The following is a 17,248-nucleotide window of genomic DNA, read 5'->3' on the forward strand; positions in this document are numbered from 1 at the left end:
CTTCAAAGCGGGGCCGCACACCCCACCGGTGTGCGGCCCCGTTCTTTGTCTGGGTGCGCTATCCCGCGACCGGGGAACGTGGAATCAGCTTGGAACGCAACCCAATCCGTTGAACCGCGCCGCCGGACTCGCGCCGGGCCGACGGCGCTGCGCCCCAACCGCCTGGCATAACGTTGGCGTCGAGAGCGGGGGGCGGCGTGATCTCCGAGACGGCGTCGGCCCAACCCGGCGGCACCGACAACGTGCCGAGCGCGGCCGCTTGACCCACGCCCGCCGAGGCAGCTGTGCCCTCCCCCGCCTGCGCCACTGACGCCGCTCCCGGTGTCGCCAGGGTCTGCAGTGCCTGGGGCACCGAAGAAATCAACCGCGCCGTCGTCGCCTGGGTGTTGCTGCCGGGCGCCCGCGCGACCACGCCGACCCGGCCGGCGAGGCCGCCCGAATCGGTCGTGCGTGGCGGCGGCGTGAACATCGAAAAGGCCGACGCCGAAGCCGAATTGGCGGCGTAGTTGTACATCGCCGTCGCGTCCTGGGCCCACATCTCGCCGTACTCGGCCTCGGTGGCCATTATCGCCGGCGCGTTCTGCCCAAGGGCGTTGGTCGCGATCAACGCCGCTAGCTCGGCGCGGTTCGCCGCGATAAGCGGCGGCGGCACCGTCATCGCATACGCCGTCTCGAATGCGGTTGCGGCCGCGGTGGCGCTCGCGGCGGCCCGTGCGCAGTGCGCCGCCGTGACGGTCATCCACGACACGTAGGGCGTCACCGCGGCCGCCATCGACATCGACGTACGCCCCAGCCACGACTCCTCGATGAGGCCCGCGATCACCACCTGGTAGCAGCTGGCGGCGTCGGTCAGGCCGGTGGCCAGCGAGTCCCATCCCGCGGATGCGGCCGACAAGGTACCTGGCCCCGGCCCCGTATACATCCGAACGGAGTTGACCTCCGGTGGCAGCACGCCGAAGTCCATCGCCTATCCCCATCCCTCACTCGAGTTTGCTGGGCCCATTCCGCACGAGTGGCGTCGTCGCGCTCGCCGCCACCGAAGGTCGTGGCGCTGGAAGAGGTGCAGCGAAGCCGGGAGAACGGCGCTACGCGCCACCTGCCGACGGCGGCGACCCTGTCCACGAGCACCGGCCACCGCACGGACGTCCGCGCCGACGGCCCTCGGGATTGACCGTTCGGAAGCGGTCGGACCGATCGGATATCCGGCGGACGTGGCGCGGCCGGAGGAGCTGAAACGCCGAAACCCACCGGCAGCCGCCGAAGCCGTTCCCGACGGCACCATGGCGGCCAGCGCTACGAAAGTCATTCAGCGCTAACAACATTCGTAACGTCGCGTAACATCGCGGTAACTGGAATCGGGACGCCGGCGCATTGGGCCGCCAGGTTTGCGTGGCGAACCCCGATGAAGGCCGAGATAGCCCAGCGCACTGTTCTCAATGAAATCCATTCGTAACATGTTGATTTGGCGAGTTAGGTGTCAGAATACTTTAGTCGGGCCGAAACCAAGTGCCATGCATACCAATAGTTTTGCAAATTCGATGCTGCCGCAGCTGCGCAGAGGAAACGCCCTGACGTAGGTAGTTGAGCGCCGCCCGGTGTGAGCGACGGGCCCGGGCTTTTATTTGAGAGTTCTATGAAGTCCGTGACAACCACATGTGCGCTTGGGAGAATGTAGGAACATGACCGTGATGTCCGGATACACAGGCAGCCAGCGGCCACGCCAGGCCATTCTGGGGCAGTTGCCCCGCATCTATCGTGCCGATGGCTCACCGATCCGGGTTTTGCTGGTGGACGACGAGCCCGCGCTGACCAACTTGGTCAAGATGGCGCTGCATTACGAAGGCTGGGTGGTCGACATCGCCCACAACGGCCGCGAGGCCATCGCGAAGTTCGAGAACGTCAATCCCGACGTGCTGGTGCTCGACATCATGCTTCCGGACGTGGACGGCCTGCGGATTCTGCAGCGCATCCGGGAATCCGACGCCTACACCCCCACGCTGTTCCTCACCGCCCGTGATTCGGTCATGGACCGCGTCACCGGCCTCACCGCCGGCGCCGACGACTACATGACCAAGCCGTTCAGCCTCGAGGAGCTCGTCGCGCGACTGCGTGGGCTGTTGCGCCGCTCCACGCAGCAGACCCCGCCGGCGGCCGAGACCCTGAAAATCGGCGATCTACACGTCGACACCGCCAGCCGGGAGGTCACCCGCGGCGGCACCCAGATATCACTCTCGTCGACCGAGTTCGAATTGCTGCGGTTCCTCATGCGCAATCCCCGCCGCGCGCTGAGCCGCACCGAAATCCTCGACCGCGTCTGGAATTACGACTTCGCCGGCCGAACCAGCATCGTGGATCTGTACATCTCGTACCTCAGGAAGAAGATCGACTCCGGGCGGGAGCCCATGATCCATACCGTCCGCGGCGTTGGGTACATGCTGCGACCGCCCGAATGACCGGCGAGCCGAACACCGGATCCAGGGACCTTCCGCGGTGGCTGCCCCATTCGCTGCGCCGCCAGTTGCTATTGGGCGTGCTGGCCGTCGTCAGCGTGGTGCTCGTGACGGTCGGTATCGTCTCCGTGCTGAGCCTGCGCGGCTACGTGACGGCGATGAGCGACGCCGACGTCGCCCAATCCCTTGACGCGCTGAGCAATTCGTACACGAGATACCGAAACGGCGACCACGGTCCGACGCGCGCGGGCACCCAACCCATCGGGCAGGCGATGCTGGAGTTCACCGATCAAACGCCCGGCAACGTCATCGCCGTGCTGCACGACGGCGTCGTGATCGGCTCGGCCGTCTTTTCCGAAGCCGAGGCGCGGCCCGCGCCGGCCGACGCGGTGCACGCCATCGAGTCCCAGCCCTGGCCCGAAGACGCCCCGCCACGCACCGAGAGGCTGGGCAGCCTCGGCTCTTATCGCGTCGACAGCCGGGCCTACGGATCCGACCTGTTGGTCGTCGGGGTATCGCAAGCGCGGGCCAACCAGATCATCGCCCGCAAGAACATCACCACCACGGCACTTGTCGCGGCCGCGCTTGCGATCACGGCGGGGCTGACCATCTGGGTGGTCGGGATCACGCTGCGCCCGCTGCGCCGGCTCGCCGCCACCGCCGCCGAAGTCGCCGCCATGCCGCTGACCGACGAACACCGAATCAGCGTCCGGGTGCAGCCCAACGACACCGACCCCGACAACGAGGTCGGCATCGTTGGGCACACGCTGAACCGATTGCTGGACAACGTGGACAGCGCGTTGGCGCATCGCGCCGACTCCGACTTGCGGATGCGCCAATTCATCACCGACGCCAGCCATGAGTTGCGCACCCCGCTGGCGGCGATTCAGGGGTATGCCGAGCTGACCCGCCAGGACAGCTCGGCGCTGCCGCCGACCACCGAATACGCGCTGGCCCGCATCGAGGCGGAGGCGCGGCGCATGGCGGTGCTCGTCGACGAGCTGCTGCTGCTCTCGCGCCTGGGCGAGGGCCAAGACCTGCAGACCCAGGACGTCGACCTGGCGGACCTGGCGGTCAACGCCGTGAACGACGCGGCGGTCGCGGCGCCGACCCACTTCTGGGTCAAAGACCTTCCCGACGAGCCGGTTTGGGTTCGCGGCGACCACGCCCGGCTGCACCAGTTGGTCAGCAACCTGCTCAGCAATGCCCGGGTGCACACGCCGCCGGGCGTCACGGTGACGACCGGGATCACCTGCCGGCGCCGCGGCACGGAGCCGCCCTACGTGGAACTGACGGTCGCCGACGACGGCCCGGGCATCGACGCGGATCTCCTCCCCCGGTTGTTCGAGCGGTTCGCGCGCGCCGACACGGCTCGGTCCAACGGCTCGGGCATCGGGCTGGGCCTGGCCATCGTGAGCTCGATCGTCAAGGCCCACCACGGCTCGGTGACCGCCGAATCCGCCGATGGCCGAACGGTTTTCCGGGTCCGGCTGCCGATGATCGATGATCCGGTGCCGGACGGCCCCTGAATTCCACGGAAGGCCTCGGCCCCCGCCGACCCAGGTAGTAGACGGTCAGCAGGATCGACGCCGCGACAACGGCCTTCACCGCGTCCGGAAGCTGCAGCAGCGCGTCAGACATACCTGACCGCCTCGGGGTGCCGTGTCACTCGCATGATTCGGGTCTACCCGCCGTCGGCATCCCGGGCACGGATCTAAACGGCATCCATACGCGAGCGGTGCCGACCTTTGCGCGATATTGATCCGGCCACCCCGGGATTCGGGCGTAAAAAAACCGTAAAGGTGCACTACGGCGCCGTTAGGAAAGTGTCAACCAACGGCCCTACCGCACCGGCCCCGTTTAACTTCAAGCTGACCTTGCCTCCGAGGCCGGCGCCGTAGCCGCCTCGCTGAGGCCTTTACGTGTGTGCACAGGACTGGTGAAACGGAGACAGGATGGGCGTGTTGGTCTACGTCTTGGTGACGATCGCGGTGTTCGCCCTGCTCGGGCTGACGCAGAAGCTGGTCGAGCGGCTGTGAGCTACGAAAACGTCGTCGGTTTGGCGCTTTCCGTCATCCTCGCGCTGTATCTCGCAGCCGCCCTGCTGTTCCCGGAGAGGTTCTAGTGAGCGCAACAACAGCGGGGATCATCTTCCTCGTCGTCCTCGTCGTGGCACTGGTTGTGGTGCACGTGCCGTTCGGCGACTACATGTATCGCGTCTACACGGCGGAGAAGGACTCCTACGTCGAGCGGGTGATCTACCGGGCGATCGGTGTCGATTCACGCTCGGAGCAGACGTGGGGGGCCTACGCCCGCAGCGTGCTGGCGTTCTCGTCGATCAGCATCCTGTTCCTGTTCGTGTTCCAGCTCGTGCAGGGCAAATTGCCGCTGCACCTGCACGATCCGGCTACCCAGATGACCCCGGGATTGGCGTGGAACACCGCGGTCAGCTTCGTCACCAACACCAACTGGCAGGCCTACTCCGGCGAATCGACCCAGGGCCATCTGGTGCAGATGGCCGGGCTGGCGGTGCAGAACTTCGTCTCGGCCGCCGTCGGCATGGCGGTGGCGATCGCCCTGGTGCGCGGCTTCGCCCGCAAGCGCACCGGCGACCTCGGCAACTTCTGGGTCGACCTGGTGCGCACGGTGCTGCGCATCCTGCTGCCCATTTCGATCATCGCCGCGATCGTGCTCGTCGCGGGCGGCGCGATCCAGAATTTCCACCTGCACGACCAGGTCGCCACCACGCTCGGCGGCGCCCAGCAGACGATCACCGGCGGCCCGGTGGCCAGCCAGGAGGCGATCAAGGAGCTCGGCACCAACGGCGGCGGCTTCTACAACGCGAACTCCGCGCACCCGTTCGAGAACCCGACGACGTGGAGCAACTGGCTGGAGATCTTCCTGCTGCTGGTGATCAGCTTCTCGCTGCCGCGCACCTTCGGGCGCATGGTGGGCAGCACCAAGCAGGGCTACGCGATCGCCTCGGTGATGGCGAGCTTGTACGCGTTCAGCGTGTCCTTCATGATGCTGTTCCAGCTGCAGCACCACGGCACGGTCCCGACCGCGGTTGGCGCGGCCATGGAAGGCGCCGAGCAGCGGTTCGGCGTCGCCAACTCGGCGGTGTTCGCCGACTCCACGACGCTCACCTCCACCGGCGCCGTCGACTCGTTCCACGACTCCTACACCAGCCTCGGCGGCATGATCACGATGTTCAACATGCAGCTCGGTGAGGTCGCTCCCGGCGGCACCGGCTCGGGGCTCTACGGCATGCTGATCCTGGCGGTCATCACCGTTTTCGTTGCCGGACTGATGGTCGGGCGCACCCCGGAATACCTCGGCAAGAAGATCAACCCACGCGAAATCAAGCTGGCCGCAAGCTATTTCCTGGTCACCCCGCTCATCGTGCTGACCGGGACCGCGGTCGCGATGGCGCTGCCCGGCGAACGCGCCGGCATGCTCAACACCGGCCCGCACGGCCTGTCGGAGGTGCTGTACGCGTTCACCTCCGCCGCGAACAACAACGGCTCCGCGTTCGCCGGGATCAGCGTCAACACCAACTGGTACAACACCGCGCTCGGACTGGCGATGGTCTTTGGGCGGTTCCTGCCCATGGTGCTCGTCCTGGCGCTGGCCGGCTCGCTCGCCAAACAGGGCCACACGCCCGAATCGGCGGGCACCCTGCCCACCCATCGCCCGCAGTTCGTCGGAATGGTCGCCGGCGTCACGGTGATCCTCGTTGCCCTCACTTTCCTGCCCATGCTCGCGCTCGGGCCTCTCGCCGAAGGAATCCACTGATGACCGCGACCGCCGTCGATTCGTCCGAGCAGACGCAGCCCGCGACTCCCACCGAGAAGAAGCGGGTCCAGGGCGGCTTGCTCGACCCTAAGATGCTGTGGCGCTCGACCCCGGACGCCCTGCGCAAGCTCGACCCGCGCACCCTGTGGCGCAACCCGGTGATGCTCATCGTCGAAATCGGCGCCGCCTGGAGCACCGTGTTGGCGGTCATCAACGAAACCTGGTTCGCGTGGCTGATCGTCATCTGGCTGTGGCTGACCGTGCTGTTCGCCAATCTCGCGGAGGCGGTGGCCGAGGGCCGCGGCAAGGCCCAGGCGGAAACGCTGCGCCGAGCCAAAACCCAGACCCTGGCCCGGCGCCTCAAGGACTGGACACCAGGCGGCTCCGGGGTCGAGGAAGAGGTCGCGGCGCCGTTGCTGCAGCAAGGCGACATCGTCGTGGTCGAGGCCGGCCAGGTGATACCGGGCGACGGTGACGTCGTGGAAGGCATTGCGTCGGTGGATGAATCGGCGATCACCGGCGAATCGGCGCCGGTGATCCGCGAGTCCGGCGGCGACCGGTCCGCGGTCACCGGAGGCACCACCGTGCTGAGCGACCGCATCGTCGTGAAGATCACCCAGAAGCCGGGCGAAAGCTTCATCGACCGGATGATCGCGCTCGTCGAGGGCGCCAACCGGCAGAAGACCCCCAACGAGATCGCGCTGAACATCCTGCTGGCCGCGTTGACGGTCATCTTCGTCTTCGCCGTCGCGACCCTGCAGCCGCTGGCGATCTACTCCAAGGCGAACAACCCGGGCGTCCCGGACACCCAGGCGCTCAACGCAAGTGGCGTCACCGGGATCGTGATGGTGTCGCTGCTGGTGTGCCTGATCCCCACCACGATCGGCGCGCTGTTGTCGGCCATCGGCATCGCCGGGATGGACCGGCTGGTGCAGCGCAACGTGCTCGCCATGTCCGGGCGCGCGGTGGAGGCCGCCGGCGACGTCAACACGCTGCTGCTCGACAAGACGGGCACCATCACCCTGGGCAACCGGCAGGCCGGCGCATTCGTCCCACTCGACGGCGTCACCAACGAGCACCTCGCCGACGCCGCGCAATTGTCCAGCCTCGCCGACGAAACGCCGGAGGGACGCTCAATCGTCGTGTTCGCCAAGCAACACTTCGGGCTGCGCGAGCGCGCCCCGGGCGAACTCGCGCACGCCCATTGGGTGGAGTTCTCCGCCACGACGCGGATGTCCGGGGTCGACCTGGACGGGCACCAGCTCCGCAAGGGTGCGGCCAGCTCCGTCGCCGAATGGGTACGCGCACAAGGCGGTAAGGTGCCCACGCAGCTCGGTGAGATCGTCGACGGCATCTCCGCGGGCGGCGGCACGCCGCTGGTCGTCGGTGAGTGCCTCAACGGTGAAGCGGCGGTGCTGGGCGTCATTCACCTCAAGGACGTCGTCAAGCAGGGCATGCGCGAGCGCTTCGACGAGATGCGCAAGATGGGCATCCGCACCGTCATGATCACCGGCGATAACCCGTTGACGGCCAAGGCGATTGCCGACGAGGCGGGCGTCGACGACTTCCTCGCGGAGGCCACACCGGAGGACAAGCTGGCACTGATCAAGCGTGAGCAGGAGGGCGGAAAGCTGGTCGCGATGACCGGCGACGGCACCAACGACGCGCCGGCCCTGGCGCAGGCCGACGTCGGCGTGGCGATGAACACCGGAACCTCGGCGGCCAAAGAGGCCGGCAACATGGTCGATCTCGACTCCGACCCGACCAAGCTCATCGAGATCGTCGAGATCGGCAAGCAGCTGCTGATCACCCGCGGCGCGCTCACCACGTTCTCCATCGCCAACGACATCGCGAAGTACTTCGCGATCATCCCGGCGATGTTCGTCGCGCTGTTCCCCGGGCTGGACATGATCAACATCATGCGGCTGCACAGCCCGCAGTCCGCGATCCTGTCGGCGGTGATTTTCAACGCCATCATCATCGTCATGCTGATCCCGCTGTCGCTGCGCGGCGTGCGCTATACGCCGAGCAGCGCGTCAAAGCTGTTGAGCCGCAACCTCTATGTTTACGGGCTCGGCGGCATCGTCGCCCCGTTCATCGGGATCAAGGCAATCGACCTCATTGTCCAATTCGTCCCCGGGATGTCCTGACATGAAGTTCTCCAGTTTCGTCCGCATGCACTGGGCGGCCTTCCGCGCGCTGCTGGTGCTGACCGTCATCACCGGCCTCGCCTACCCGGCGTTCGTCTGGCTGGTCGCACAGCTCCCGGGCCTGCACGACAAGGCCGACGGCTCGATCCTCACCGCCAACGGCAAGACCGTCGGGAGCCGGCTGATCGGCCAGCTGTTCACCGACAAGGACGGGAACGCGCTGCCGCAGTATTTTCAGAGCCGCCCCTCGGCGGCCGGCACCGGCTACGACCCGCTGAATACCAGCGCGAGCAACCTCGGTCCGGAGAGCATCGTTGACACGCCCGCGGATCCGGCGCTGCTGACGGCCGGGAAGTCCGCGTCGGATGCGGGCTTCAAGCCCAGCCTGCTGACGCAGGTGTGCACGCGCAGTAGCGCGATCGGTCAGCTGGAGGGCGTGGACGGGTCCCGCCCGTTCTGCACCGGCGGCGGCGTGGGCGCGGTGCTGTCCGTGATCGGACCCCGCGACGCCCGCGGCAACGTCCTCCACCCGACCCGCGTGGTGAGCGTCAACGAGCCGTGCCAGTCGACCTCGGCCCCGTTCCTCACGATGTACGAGGGCGTGCGGGTCGAGTGCGCAAAATTCGGCGACGACTACACGATCGGCCAGATCGTGCCCATCCGCGGGGCCGCGCCCGCCAACCCGGCCGTCCCCGCCGACGCGGTCACTGCCAGCGGCAGCGGCCTGGACCCGCACATCTCGCCGGCCTACGCCGACATCCAGGTCGCCCGGGTGGCAAAGGCCCGCCACGTCAGCCCCGATCAGATCCGCGGGGTGCTGGCGCAGTACCGCAGCGGCCGCGACCTCGGGTTTTTGGGCGAGCCGACGGTCAACGTCCTGGAGCTCAACCTGGCGCTCGACCACCGATTTCCGGCTAACGGCTAGCGCGGAGGGGATGATGGTTGACGTGAGCGTGACCGACCACCATCCCAGGCGCGGCGAGCTACGCATCTACCTCGGCGCGGCACCGGGTGTCGGCAAGACCTTTGCGATGCTCGGTGAGGCGCACCGGCGCTTGGAACGCGGCACCGACCTGGTGGCGGCGGTGGTCGAGACCCACGGGCGGGCGAAAACCGCCGAGCTGCTTGACGGTATCGAGATCATCCCGCCGCACTACGTCGACTATCGCGGCGGCCGGTTCCCCGAGCTCGACGTGCCGGCCGTGTTGGCCCGCCATCCCCAGGTGGTCCTGGTCGACGAACTCGCTCACACCAACACGCCGGGCAGCAAGAACGAAAAGCGTTGGCAGGATGTCGAGGAGCTGCTCGACGCCGGGATCACGGTGATCTCCACGGTCAACATCCAGCATCTGGAGAGCCTCAACGACGTCGTCGCCCAGATCACCGGCATCGAGCAGCAGGAAACCATTCCGGATTCGATCGTGCGCCAGGCTTCGCAGGTCGAATTGATCGACATCACCCCGGAGGCGTTGCGCCGCAGGTTATCCCACGGCAACGTTTACGCTCCGGCCCGAATCGACGCGGCGCTGTCGAACTACTTCCGCGCCGGAAACCTCACGGCGCTAAGGGAATTGGCGTTGCTGTGGCTGGCCGACCAGGTCGACACCGCGCTGGCCAAGTACCGGGCCGAGAACAAGATCACCGACATGTGGGAGGCGCGCGAGCGGGTGGTGGTGGCGGTCACCGGCGGTCCGGAATCGGAAACGTTGGTGCGACGGGCGTCGCGGATCGCGTCGAAGTCCAGCGCCGAGCTGATGGTGGTGCACGTCATCCGCGGTGACGGCCTGGCCGGCGTCTCGGAGCGCAGGATGGGCAAGATCCGGGAACTGGCGAACAGCCTGGACGCGTCGCTGCACACCGTCGTGGGCGACGACGTGCCCACGGCCCTGCTTGATTTCGCGCGCGAGAACAACGCCACCCAGCTCGTCATCGGCACGTCGCGCCGGCCCCGATGGGCGCGCATCTTCGAGGAGGGCATCGGCCCGACGATCGTCGAGCGGTCCGGGAAGATCGACGTACACATGGTCACGCACGAGGAATCCAGCGGCGGATTCCGGATCGCGTCGCTGTCCCCCCGCGAGCGCCGCGTCACGTCGTGGCTGGCGGCCTTCATCGTGCCGTCGATCATCTGCGCGGTCTCGGTGACGCTGCTGGATCGGTACCTGAACAACGGCGGCGAGAGCGCGTTGTTCTTCATCGGGGTGCTGTTGGTCGGGCTCTTGGGAGGCGTTGCGCCGGCGGCGCTTTCGGCGGTGCTGTCCGGGTTGCTGCTGAATTACTATCTGATACCCCCGCGACACAGCTTCACCATCGCCGAGCCCAACAGCGCCATCACGGAATTGGTGCTGTTGATGATCGCGGTGGCGGTCGCCGTCCTCGTCGACGGAGCCACCAAGCGCACCCGCGAGGCCCGTCGCGCCTCCCAGGAGGCCGAGCTGCTGACGCTGTTCGCGGGGTCGGTGCTGCGCGGCGCCGACCTCGAGACGCTGCTGGAACGCGTGCGGGAGACCTACTCGCAGCGCGCGGTCAGCATGCTGCGGGAGCCGAGCGAGGAGGAGCGCGCCGCCGGCAAGAAGAGCTACATCGTCGCGTGTGTGGGCAAAGACCCTTGTGTGAGCGTCGATTCCGCCGACACCGCGATCGAGGTCGGCGACGACGTGTTTTGGATGCTGATGGCCGGCAAGAAGCTGTCCACCCGGGACCGCAGGGTGGTGAGCGCGGTGGCCAAGCAGGCGGCGGGCCTGATCAGGCAGCGAGAGCTGGCGGAAGAGGCCAGCCGGACCGAGGCGATCGTGCGGGCCGACGAGCTGCGGCGTTCTCTGCTCTCGGCGGTAAGCCACGACCTGCGCACTCCGCTGGCGGCGGCCAAGGTCGCCGTGTCCAGCCTGCGCGCCGAAGACGTCGCCTTCTCCGCCGAGGACACGGCCGAATTGCTGGCCACCATCGAGGAGTCCATCGACCAGCTGACCGCGCTGGTCGGCAACCTGCTCGACTCCTCGCGCCTGGCCGCCGGCGTGATCCACCCGGACCTGCGCCGGGTGTATCTCGAGGAGACGGTGCAACGCGCGCTGGTCAGCATCGGCAAGGGCGCCACCGGGTTCTACCGATCGGCGATCGATCGGGTCAAGGTCGACGTGGGCGACGCGGTGGTGTTGGCCGACGCCGGGCTGCTGGAACGCGTGCTCGCCAACCTGATCGATAACGCGCTGCGCTACGCGCCCAACTGCGTCGTTCGCGTCAACGCGGGCCGGGTGGGCGATCGCGTCCTGATCAACGTGATCGACGAAGGACCCGGAATCCCTAAGGGCACCGAGGATCAGATCTTCGAGGCCTTCCAGCGGCTGGGCGATCACGACAACACGACTGGCGTGGGGCTGGGCATGTCGGTGGCCCGTGGTTTCGTGGAGGCGATGGGCGGCACCATCTCGGCCGGTGACACGCCGGGCGGCGGCCTCACCGTCGTGGTGGATCTGGCCGCGCCGCAGGAGTTTGGTGCGCTATGACGCGGGTGCTGGTGATCGACGACGAGCCGCACATCCTGCGTGCGTTGCGAATCAACCTGTCGGTGCGCGGTTACGAGGTGATCACCGCGTCGACCGGTGCCGGGGCGCTGCGCGCGGCCGCCGAGCACAAGCCCGACGTGGTGGTGTTGGACCTCGGGCTGCCGGACATCTCCGGCATCGAGGTCCTGGCCGGCCTGCGCGGCTGGCTGTCGGCGCCGGTGATCGTGCTTTCGGCGCGCACGGATTCCTCGGACAAGGTCGAGGCCCTCGACGCCGGGGCCGACGACTACGTGACGAAACCCTTTGGGATGGACGAGTTCCTGGCCCGGTTGCGCGCCGCGGTGCGCCGCAACGCCGCGGCGTCGGAGGTGGACGAGCCGGTCGTCGAGACCGACGCGTTCACCGTGGATCTGGCCGCCAAGAAGGTCACCAAAGACGGCGCCGAGGTCCATCTCACGCCGACCGAATGGGGCATGCTCGAGGTGCTGGTACGCAATCGCGGCAAGCTGGTGGGCCGCGAGGAGCTGTTGAAGGAGGTATGGGGCCCGGCGTATGCCACCGAAACCCATTACCTGCGTGTGTATCTGGCGCAGCTGCGGCGCAAGCTCGAGGACGACCCGTCGCACCCCAAGCATCTGCTGACCGAATCGGGCATGGGCTACCGCTTCGAGGCGTGAGTCGCATCCGTCACACTGGCCCCTGCGCGGAGGCACCACCCTTTGTGCCCGCCTCATAGCGACAATTTGGCCGCCGCCCGCAACGCGAGCACCCGTTGATGTATTCGGTGTTCGGTGGAGCGCGGCATATAACCCGGCCCGTACAACCCGCGCCGAAGCCGGCGCACCCTGTCCCGTTCCGTCTCCCAACGCAGGGCATCCGAAATCACTTTCGATGCCCTGCCGGGGACGCAGAAGCCCTGCGCTCCAAGCGCATGGATCATTTCGCGGACGGTTGCCCGCCCGTTACGTGCGAGATGCATTGCTAGCACGTAGCGCAGCTCGATTCCTTTGAGGTTCATTGCCGCAGGTTCGCATACCGGTACGACATCTCAAGTTGTCGCTCTGAGGCGGGCACAAAGAGTGGTGCCTCCGCGCAGGGGCCAGTGTGACAGACGTGACTCAGCCGGCGATCGACAGCACGATGCCGTCCAGGATGTCGTGCTCACTCACGATCAACTCGTCGATGCCGGCGCGGGCGCGCAGCTCGCGCGCCAGTTCCTCGACCACAATCGCCCCGCCGCCGATCACGTCGGCGCGGCCCTCGTGCATCGGCCCCAGCGCGGCGCGCTCCGCCCGCGTCATCGAAATCAGCCGCTCGCACACCGCCAGCAGGTCGTGGCCCGGGACGCACGAAAGGTGAATGGCCGCAGAGTCATACGCCATCATGTTCTGCGCCAGCGCGGACAGCGTCGTCATCGTGCCGGCCAGCCCCACCCAGGTCCGCGCCCCAGCGACGTCCACCACGCCCAGCGCGGCGTCGAGCCGCTCCCGCACCACGGCCCGGGCGGCCGCCACCTCGTCGGGCGTGGGCGGGTCCGAGTGCAGGCAACGCTCGGTCAGCCGGACGCACCCGATGTCGGCGGAGTAGCTGGCAACCACGCGCTCGCCGCCGACCACGATCTCGGTGGAGCCGCCGCCCAGATCGACGACGACGAAAGGGCCTGCGGTGCTGTCCAATTCGCCGACGGCCCCGTGGAAGGACAGCGACGCCTCCTCGGCACCGCTGATCACCTCCGCCACCGCGCCGGGCCGCACCGCGCCCAGCACGTCGGCGGTCATCGCGAAGAACACATCGCGATTGGCGACGTCGCGCGCCGCCGACGTGGCCACCATCCGCACCCGCTCGACGCCGTGCGCCTTGAGCAGCGACGCGTAGTCTTCCAGCGCGGCGCGGGCTCGGGCGATCGCGTCGGGCGCAAACTCGCCCGTCGCGTCGACGCCCTGCCCCAGCCGCACGATTCGCGTCTCGCGATGCACGTCGCGCAACCGGCCACCACCCGCGTCGGCGATCAGCAACCGGATCGAGTTGGTGCCGCAATCGATTCCGGCGAGCCGGCTCACCACTGGCCCGCCACCAACACGCCCGCCATCGCCGGGTCGGCGGCCAAAACCGACAAGGCCTCGTCCCCAAGCGGATTCACGCCGGGCCCCTTGGCCAGCGAGTGCGCGATCAGCACGTGCAGGCACTTGACCCGATCCGGCATCCCGCCGCCGGAGAACGTTGTCCCCAGCGGTTCGATCGCGTCACGTTCGGCCAGATACGACTCGTGGGCTCGCCGGTACGCGGCCGCCAGTTCGGGATCCCGCCCCAACCGCTCGCTCATCTCGCGCATCAGCCCGGTCGTCTCGAGCCTGCTCGCCGCCGCGGTCAGCACCGGATGGGTGAGGTAGTACAACGTCGGAAAGGGCGTGCCGTCAGGGAGTTTCGGAGCCGTCTTCACCACGCCGGGTTCGCCGTCGGGACAACGGTAGGCGATCTCGAGCACCCCGCGCGGCTCGCGGCCGAGCTGACGCGCCACCGCTTCCAGATCGGCACGATCAACCACCGGGAGCGCTGGGGTTGGGGGCTTCCGGGGGCGCCGGCGGCAGGTGGGGCGCGTCGGCGATGGTGTGCCACAGGGAGGTGTACCACGGATTGTTGTTCGCGGGTTTGGCCGCGTCGGACCCGGGCTGCGGCGACACCGCCGCCGTCGGCGGCAGCTGAACCTGGAACGGAATGTCGCCGGGCATCACGAATCCGAGGCGCTCGCGGGCCTGCGCCGCGATGTATGCCGGGTCGCCGAGCTTGACCTTCTTCTGCTCCAGGTCGGCGATCTGGCGGCGCAGCGCCGCCTGGCTGGCGGCCAACTGGTTCATCTCGGTGCGTTGCGCGAAGTAGGTGCGCACCGGGCCGGCGATGGTCAGCGTCAGCACGCAGATCACCGCGGCCAGCACCGCCGCCCGGCGCGCGGTGAACCCGAGCCGCTGATCGGAGCGCTGTTCGACCGACTCGGCCACCTGCCGCTTGATGGGCTCGACGACCCGCTCCTGCACCGACCGGGCCGTGTGGTTCGCGGTCTGTGACGGCTTGGCCGATCGACGGCGCCGAACCGATTCACCGGCCTTCCCCGGGCGCGATGCCGGGGAACGGCGCTTCGGATCGGGCTTGGGCGTCAACCTATTTCAACCTACTTCTGCTCCAGCGCGAACCGCGGGAACGCCAGATCGCCGGCGTAGCGTGCCGCGTCGCCGAGGGCTTCCTCGATCCGCAACAGTTGATTGTATTTGGCCACGCGCTCGCTGCGGGCGGGCGCGCCGGTCTTGATCTGGCCGCTGCCGACGGCCACCGCCAGGTCGGCGATCGTGGTGTCCTCCGTCTCGCCGCTGCGGTGGCTCATCATCGTGCGATACCCGCTGTGGTGGGCCAGCGCGACGGCGTCGAGCGTCTCGGTGAGCGTGCCGATCTGATTCACCTTGACCAGCAAGGCGTTTGCCACGCCCTTTTCGATACCCTCTTCCAGGCGTTCGGGGTTGGTGACGAAGATGTCGTCGCCGACGATCTGCACCCGGTCCCCGATCAACGCGGTCAGGGCCGCCCAGCCGTCCCAATCGTCTTCGGACAGTGGGTCTTCGATGGACACCAGCGGATACGAGCCGAGCAGGCCGGCGTAGAACTCGGCCATCTGCTCGGCGGTGCGGGCGCTGCCTTCGAAGGTGTAGCCGGTGCCGTCGGCGTAGAACTCGGTGGCCGCCGCGTCGAGGGCCAGCGCCACATCGGTGCCCAGTTTGAACCCCGCCGCTTCGATGGCGCGGCCGATCAGGTCCAGCGCCGCGGTGGTACCGGCGACGTCAGGGGCGAATCCGCCCTCGTCGCCCAGCCCGGTGGCCAGGCCCTCCTTCTTCAGCACCGACTTGAGCGAGTGGTAGACCTCGGCGCCCCAGCGCAGCGCCTCGGCGAAGCTGGGCGCACCGATCGGCGCGACCATGAACTCCTGGATGTCGACGCCGGTGTCCGCGTGGGCGCCGCCGTTGAGGATGTTCATCATCGGCACGGGCAGGATGTGCGCGTTGGGCCCGCCGATGTAGCGGAACAGCGGCAAATCGGCGGAATCGGCGGCCGCCTTGGCGACCGCCAGCGAGACGCCCAGGATCGCGTTGCCGCCCAGCCGCGACTTGTCGGGGGTGCCGTCAAGGTCCACCAGCGCCTGGTCCACCAGCCGCTGGTCGTCGGCGGCCAGGCCGATCACGGCCGGACCGATCTCGTCGAGCACGGCCTGCACCGCTTTCTGCACGCCCTTGCCGCCGTAACGCGCGCCGCCGTCCCGCAACTCGACGGCCTCGTGCTCGCCGGTCGACGCGCCGGACGGCACCGCCGCCCGGGCGAACGTCCCGTCCATCAGGGCTATCTCGACCTCGACCGTCGGGTTGCCGCGGGAGTCGAGGATCTCGCGGGCCCCGACCTGCTCGATAATCGGCACTGGGTTTCTCCTTGTCGTAGCTGGCGCCGTCAGCGATACATCCTGCTACAACGGGTGATGCGCCGCATAGGCGGTCGCCCAGTCCCGCACCGCCCGCGCGTAGACACCGGAGTTGTTGTAGGCCCGCAGCGCGGTGATCCATCCCCGCGGCGTGGCGAGATCTTTTCCACGCCAACACAGATAACCCGCCGCCGCGAGCGCCGCGTCGTCGATGTTGTCGGGGCTGACGACGCCGTCGTTGTGGGCGTCCACCCCGTAGAGCCGCCACGTCTCCGGGATGAACTGCATCGGCCCCATCGCGCGCACCACCCCGGCGTCCCCTTTCGAGCCCTCCGCGCCGTCCTCGGTGTCGACGATGCGCAATGTTCCCCCGCTGCCGTCCAGGCGAACACCCCGAATCGGCGGACTGACGTCACCGTTGGGCGACAGCGTCGCGCCGCGGTAGGTGCCGTGGTGGCTTTCGACCTGCCCGATGCCGGCCAGGGTGGTCCACGCGATGTGGCACTTGGGGTTCTCCACCTCGGCGACGCGCGCGGCGTAGGCGTAGGCCTCCAGCGCGACGACCGGAATCTCCAGCGCCGCCGAACGTTGCTCGGCCCATTGGCGCAACTGATCCGCGGGCCGGCCGCTGAGGTGCGTGTCCACCGGCGGCACCGGATCCCCGGCCGGCGGCGGCACCCCTTCGGGGATGAACAGGCTCAACTGCCAGGTGCAGCTGGAGGCGAGAATCATGGCGGTCGCGCCGATCACGGCGACCGCACGCAACCAACGCCTCGGCGACACCATGCCCCTCTGGAACTCCCCTGGACTTTCCCTAGACAAACTCGACCACGACCATCGTCCCACGGGTTACGGCCCGACCCCGTCGATTCCCGCCCCGAGCCCACCGGTGCG

General features: G+C 68.1%; 15 protein-coding genes and 1 pseudogene. 9 read left to right on the forward strand and 7 right to left on the reverse strand.

Going from position 1 to position 17,248, the window contains the following annotated elements; translation table 11 throughout:
• Positions 1-58 precede the first annotated feature (58 nt).
• Positions 59-964 carry a PPE family protein gene (locus AC5Y7V_RS28275; RefSeq protein WP_499883346.1) on the reverse strand — a complete coding sequence of 302 codons (906 nt, stop codon included), beginning with the start codon at positions 962-964 and terminating at the stop codon, positions 59-61.
• A gap of 48 nt (positions 965-1,012) precedes the next feature.
• Here AC5Y7V_RS28275 and AC5Y7V_RS28280 point away from each other — a divergent pair, with 48 nt between their 5' ends.
• The 9 genes from AC5Y7V_RS28280 (at position 1,013) to AC5Y7V_RS28320 (ending at position 12,575) form a co-directional block, all read left to right on the forward strand.
• The gene (locus AC5Y7V_RS28280; RefSeq protein WP_499883347.1) at positions 1,013-1,171 is read left to right on the forward strand and encodes a hypothetical protein; all 159 of its coding nucleotides are present in this window, start codon (positions 1,013-1,015) and stop codon (positions 1,169-1,171) included.
• A gap of 508 nt (positions 1,172-1,679) precedes the next feature.
• Entirely contained in the window at positions 1,680-2,453 is a 774-nt protein-coding gene (locus tag AC5Y7V_RS28285) for a response regulator transcription factor (RefSeq protein ID WP_499883348.1), read from the forward strand.
• Positions 2,450-3,979 (forward strand): sensor histidine kinase, encoded by a 1,530-nt coding sequence (locus AC5Y7V_RS28290; RefSeq protein ID WP_499883349.1) that lies wholly within the window; start codon positions 2,450-2,452, stop codon positions 3,977-3,979. The genes AC5Y7V_RS28285 and AC5Y7V_RS28290 overlap by 4 nt, the downstream gene beginning before the upstream one ends.
• Before the next feature lie 506 nt (positions 3,980-4,485).
• Entirely contained in the window at positions 4,486-4,575 is a 90-nt protein-coding gene (gene kdpF, locus AC5Y7V_RS28295) for a K(+)-transporting ATPase subunit F (protein ID WP_156764638.1), read from the forward strand.
• Positions 4,575-6,245 carry a potassium-transporting ATPase subunit KdpA gene (gene kdpA / locus AC5Y7V_RS28300; protein WP_499883350.1) on the forward strand — a complete coding sequence of 557 codons (1,671 nt, stop codon included), beginning with the start codon at positions 4,575-4,577 and terminating at the stop codon, positions 6,243-6,245. Before kdpF ends, kdpA begins: the two co-directional genes overlap by 1 nt.
• Positions 6,245-8,395: a potassium-transporting ATPase subunit KdpB gene (gene kdpB, locus AC5Y7V_RS28305; protein ID WP_499883351.1), complete on the forward strand. Its 2,151-nt coding sequence runs from the start codon at positions 6,245-6,247 to the stop codon at positions 8,393-8,395. Before kdpA ends, kdpB begins: the two co-directional genes overlap by 1 nt.
• A gap of 1 nt (position 8,396) precedes the next feature.
• Positions 8,397-9,320: a potassium-transporting ATPase subunit C gene (locus AC5Y7V_RS28310; protein ID WP_499883352.1), complete on the forward strand. Its 924-nt coding sequence runs from the start codon at positions 8,397-8,399 to the stop codon at positions 9,318-9,320.
• A gap of 10 nt (positions 9,321-9,330) precedes the next feature.
• Positions 9,331-11,898, forward strand: coding sequence for a DUF4118 domain-containing protein (locus AC5Y7V_RS28315; protein WP_499883353.1), 2,568 nt, complete (start codon positions 9,331-9,333; stop codon positions 11,896-11,898).
• Entirely contained in the window at positions 11,895-12,575 is a 681-nt protein-coding gene (locus AC5Y7V_RS28320) for a response regulator (RefSeq protein WP_499883354.1), read from the forward strand. Before AC5Y7V_RS28315 ends, AC5Y7V_RS28320 begins: the two co-directional genes overlap by 4 nt.
• A gap of 10 nt (positions 12,576-12,585) precedes the next feature.
• Here AC5Y7V_RS28320 and AC5Y7V_RS28325 read toward each other — a convergent pair.
• The 6 genes and pseudogenes from AC5Y7V_RS28325 to AC5Y7V_RS28350 all read right to left on the reverse strand — a co-directional run bounded on the left by AC5Y7V_RS28325 (position 12,586) and on the right by AC5Y7V_RS28350 (position 17,137).
• Positions 12,586-12,916 (reverse strand): annotated as a pseudogene (locus AC5Y7V_RS28325) (hypothetical protein).
• A 100-nt stretch (positions 12,917-13,016) separates the two neighbouring features.
• Positions 13,017-13,961, reverse strand: a complete 945-nt coding sequence (locus AC5Y7V_RS28330) for a Ppx/GppA phosphatase family protein (RefSeq protein WP_499883355.1) — start codon at positions 13,959-13,961, stop codon at positions 13,017-13,019.
• Entirely contained in the window at positions 13,955-14,443 is a 489-nt protein-coding gene (locus AC5Y7V_RS28335) for a DUF501 domain-containing protein (RefSeq protein ID WP_499883356.1), read from the reverse strand. Before AC5Y7V_RS28335 ends, AC5Y7V_RS28330 begins: the two co-directional genes overlap by 7 nt.
• Positions 14,436-15,053: an FtsB family cell division protein gene (locus AC5Y7V_RS28340; RefSeq protein ID WP_499883357.1), complete on the reverse strand. Its 618-nt coding sequence runs from the start codon at positions 15,051-15,053 to the stop codon at positions 14,436-14,438. Before AC5Y7V_RS28340 ends, AC5Y7V_RS28335 begins: the two co-directional genes overlap by 8 nt.
• Before the next feature lie 11 nt (positions 15,054-15,064).
• Positions 15,065-16,354: a phosphopyruvate hydratase gene (gene eno / locus AC5Y7V_RS28345; RefSeq protein ID WP_499883358.1), complete on the reverse strand. Its 1,290-nt coding sequence runs from the start codon at positions 16,352-16,354 to the stop codon at positions 15,065-15,067.
• 45 nt (positions 16,355-16,399) lie between these two features.
• Complete coding sequence (locus AC5Y7V_RS28350) at positions 16,400-17,137, reverse strand: lytic transglycosylase domain-containing protein (protein WP_499883422.1); 738 nt, start codon at positions 17,135-17,137, stop codon at positions 16,400-16,402.
• Positions 17,138-17,248: the final 111 nt, after the last annotated feature.

Source organism: Mycobacterium sp. NGS34 (genome assembly GCF_059812845.1).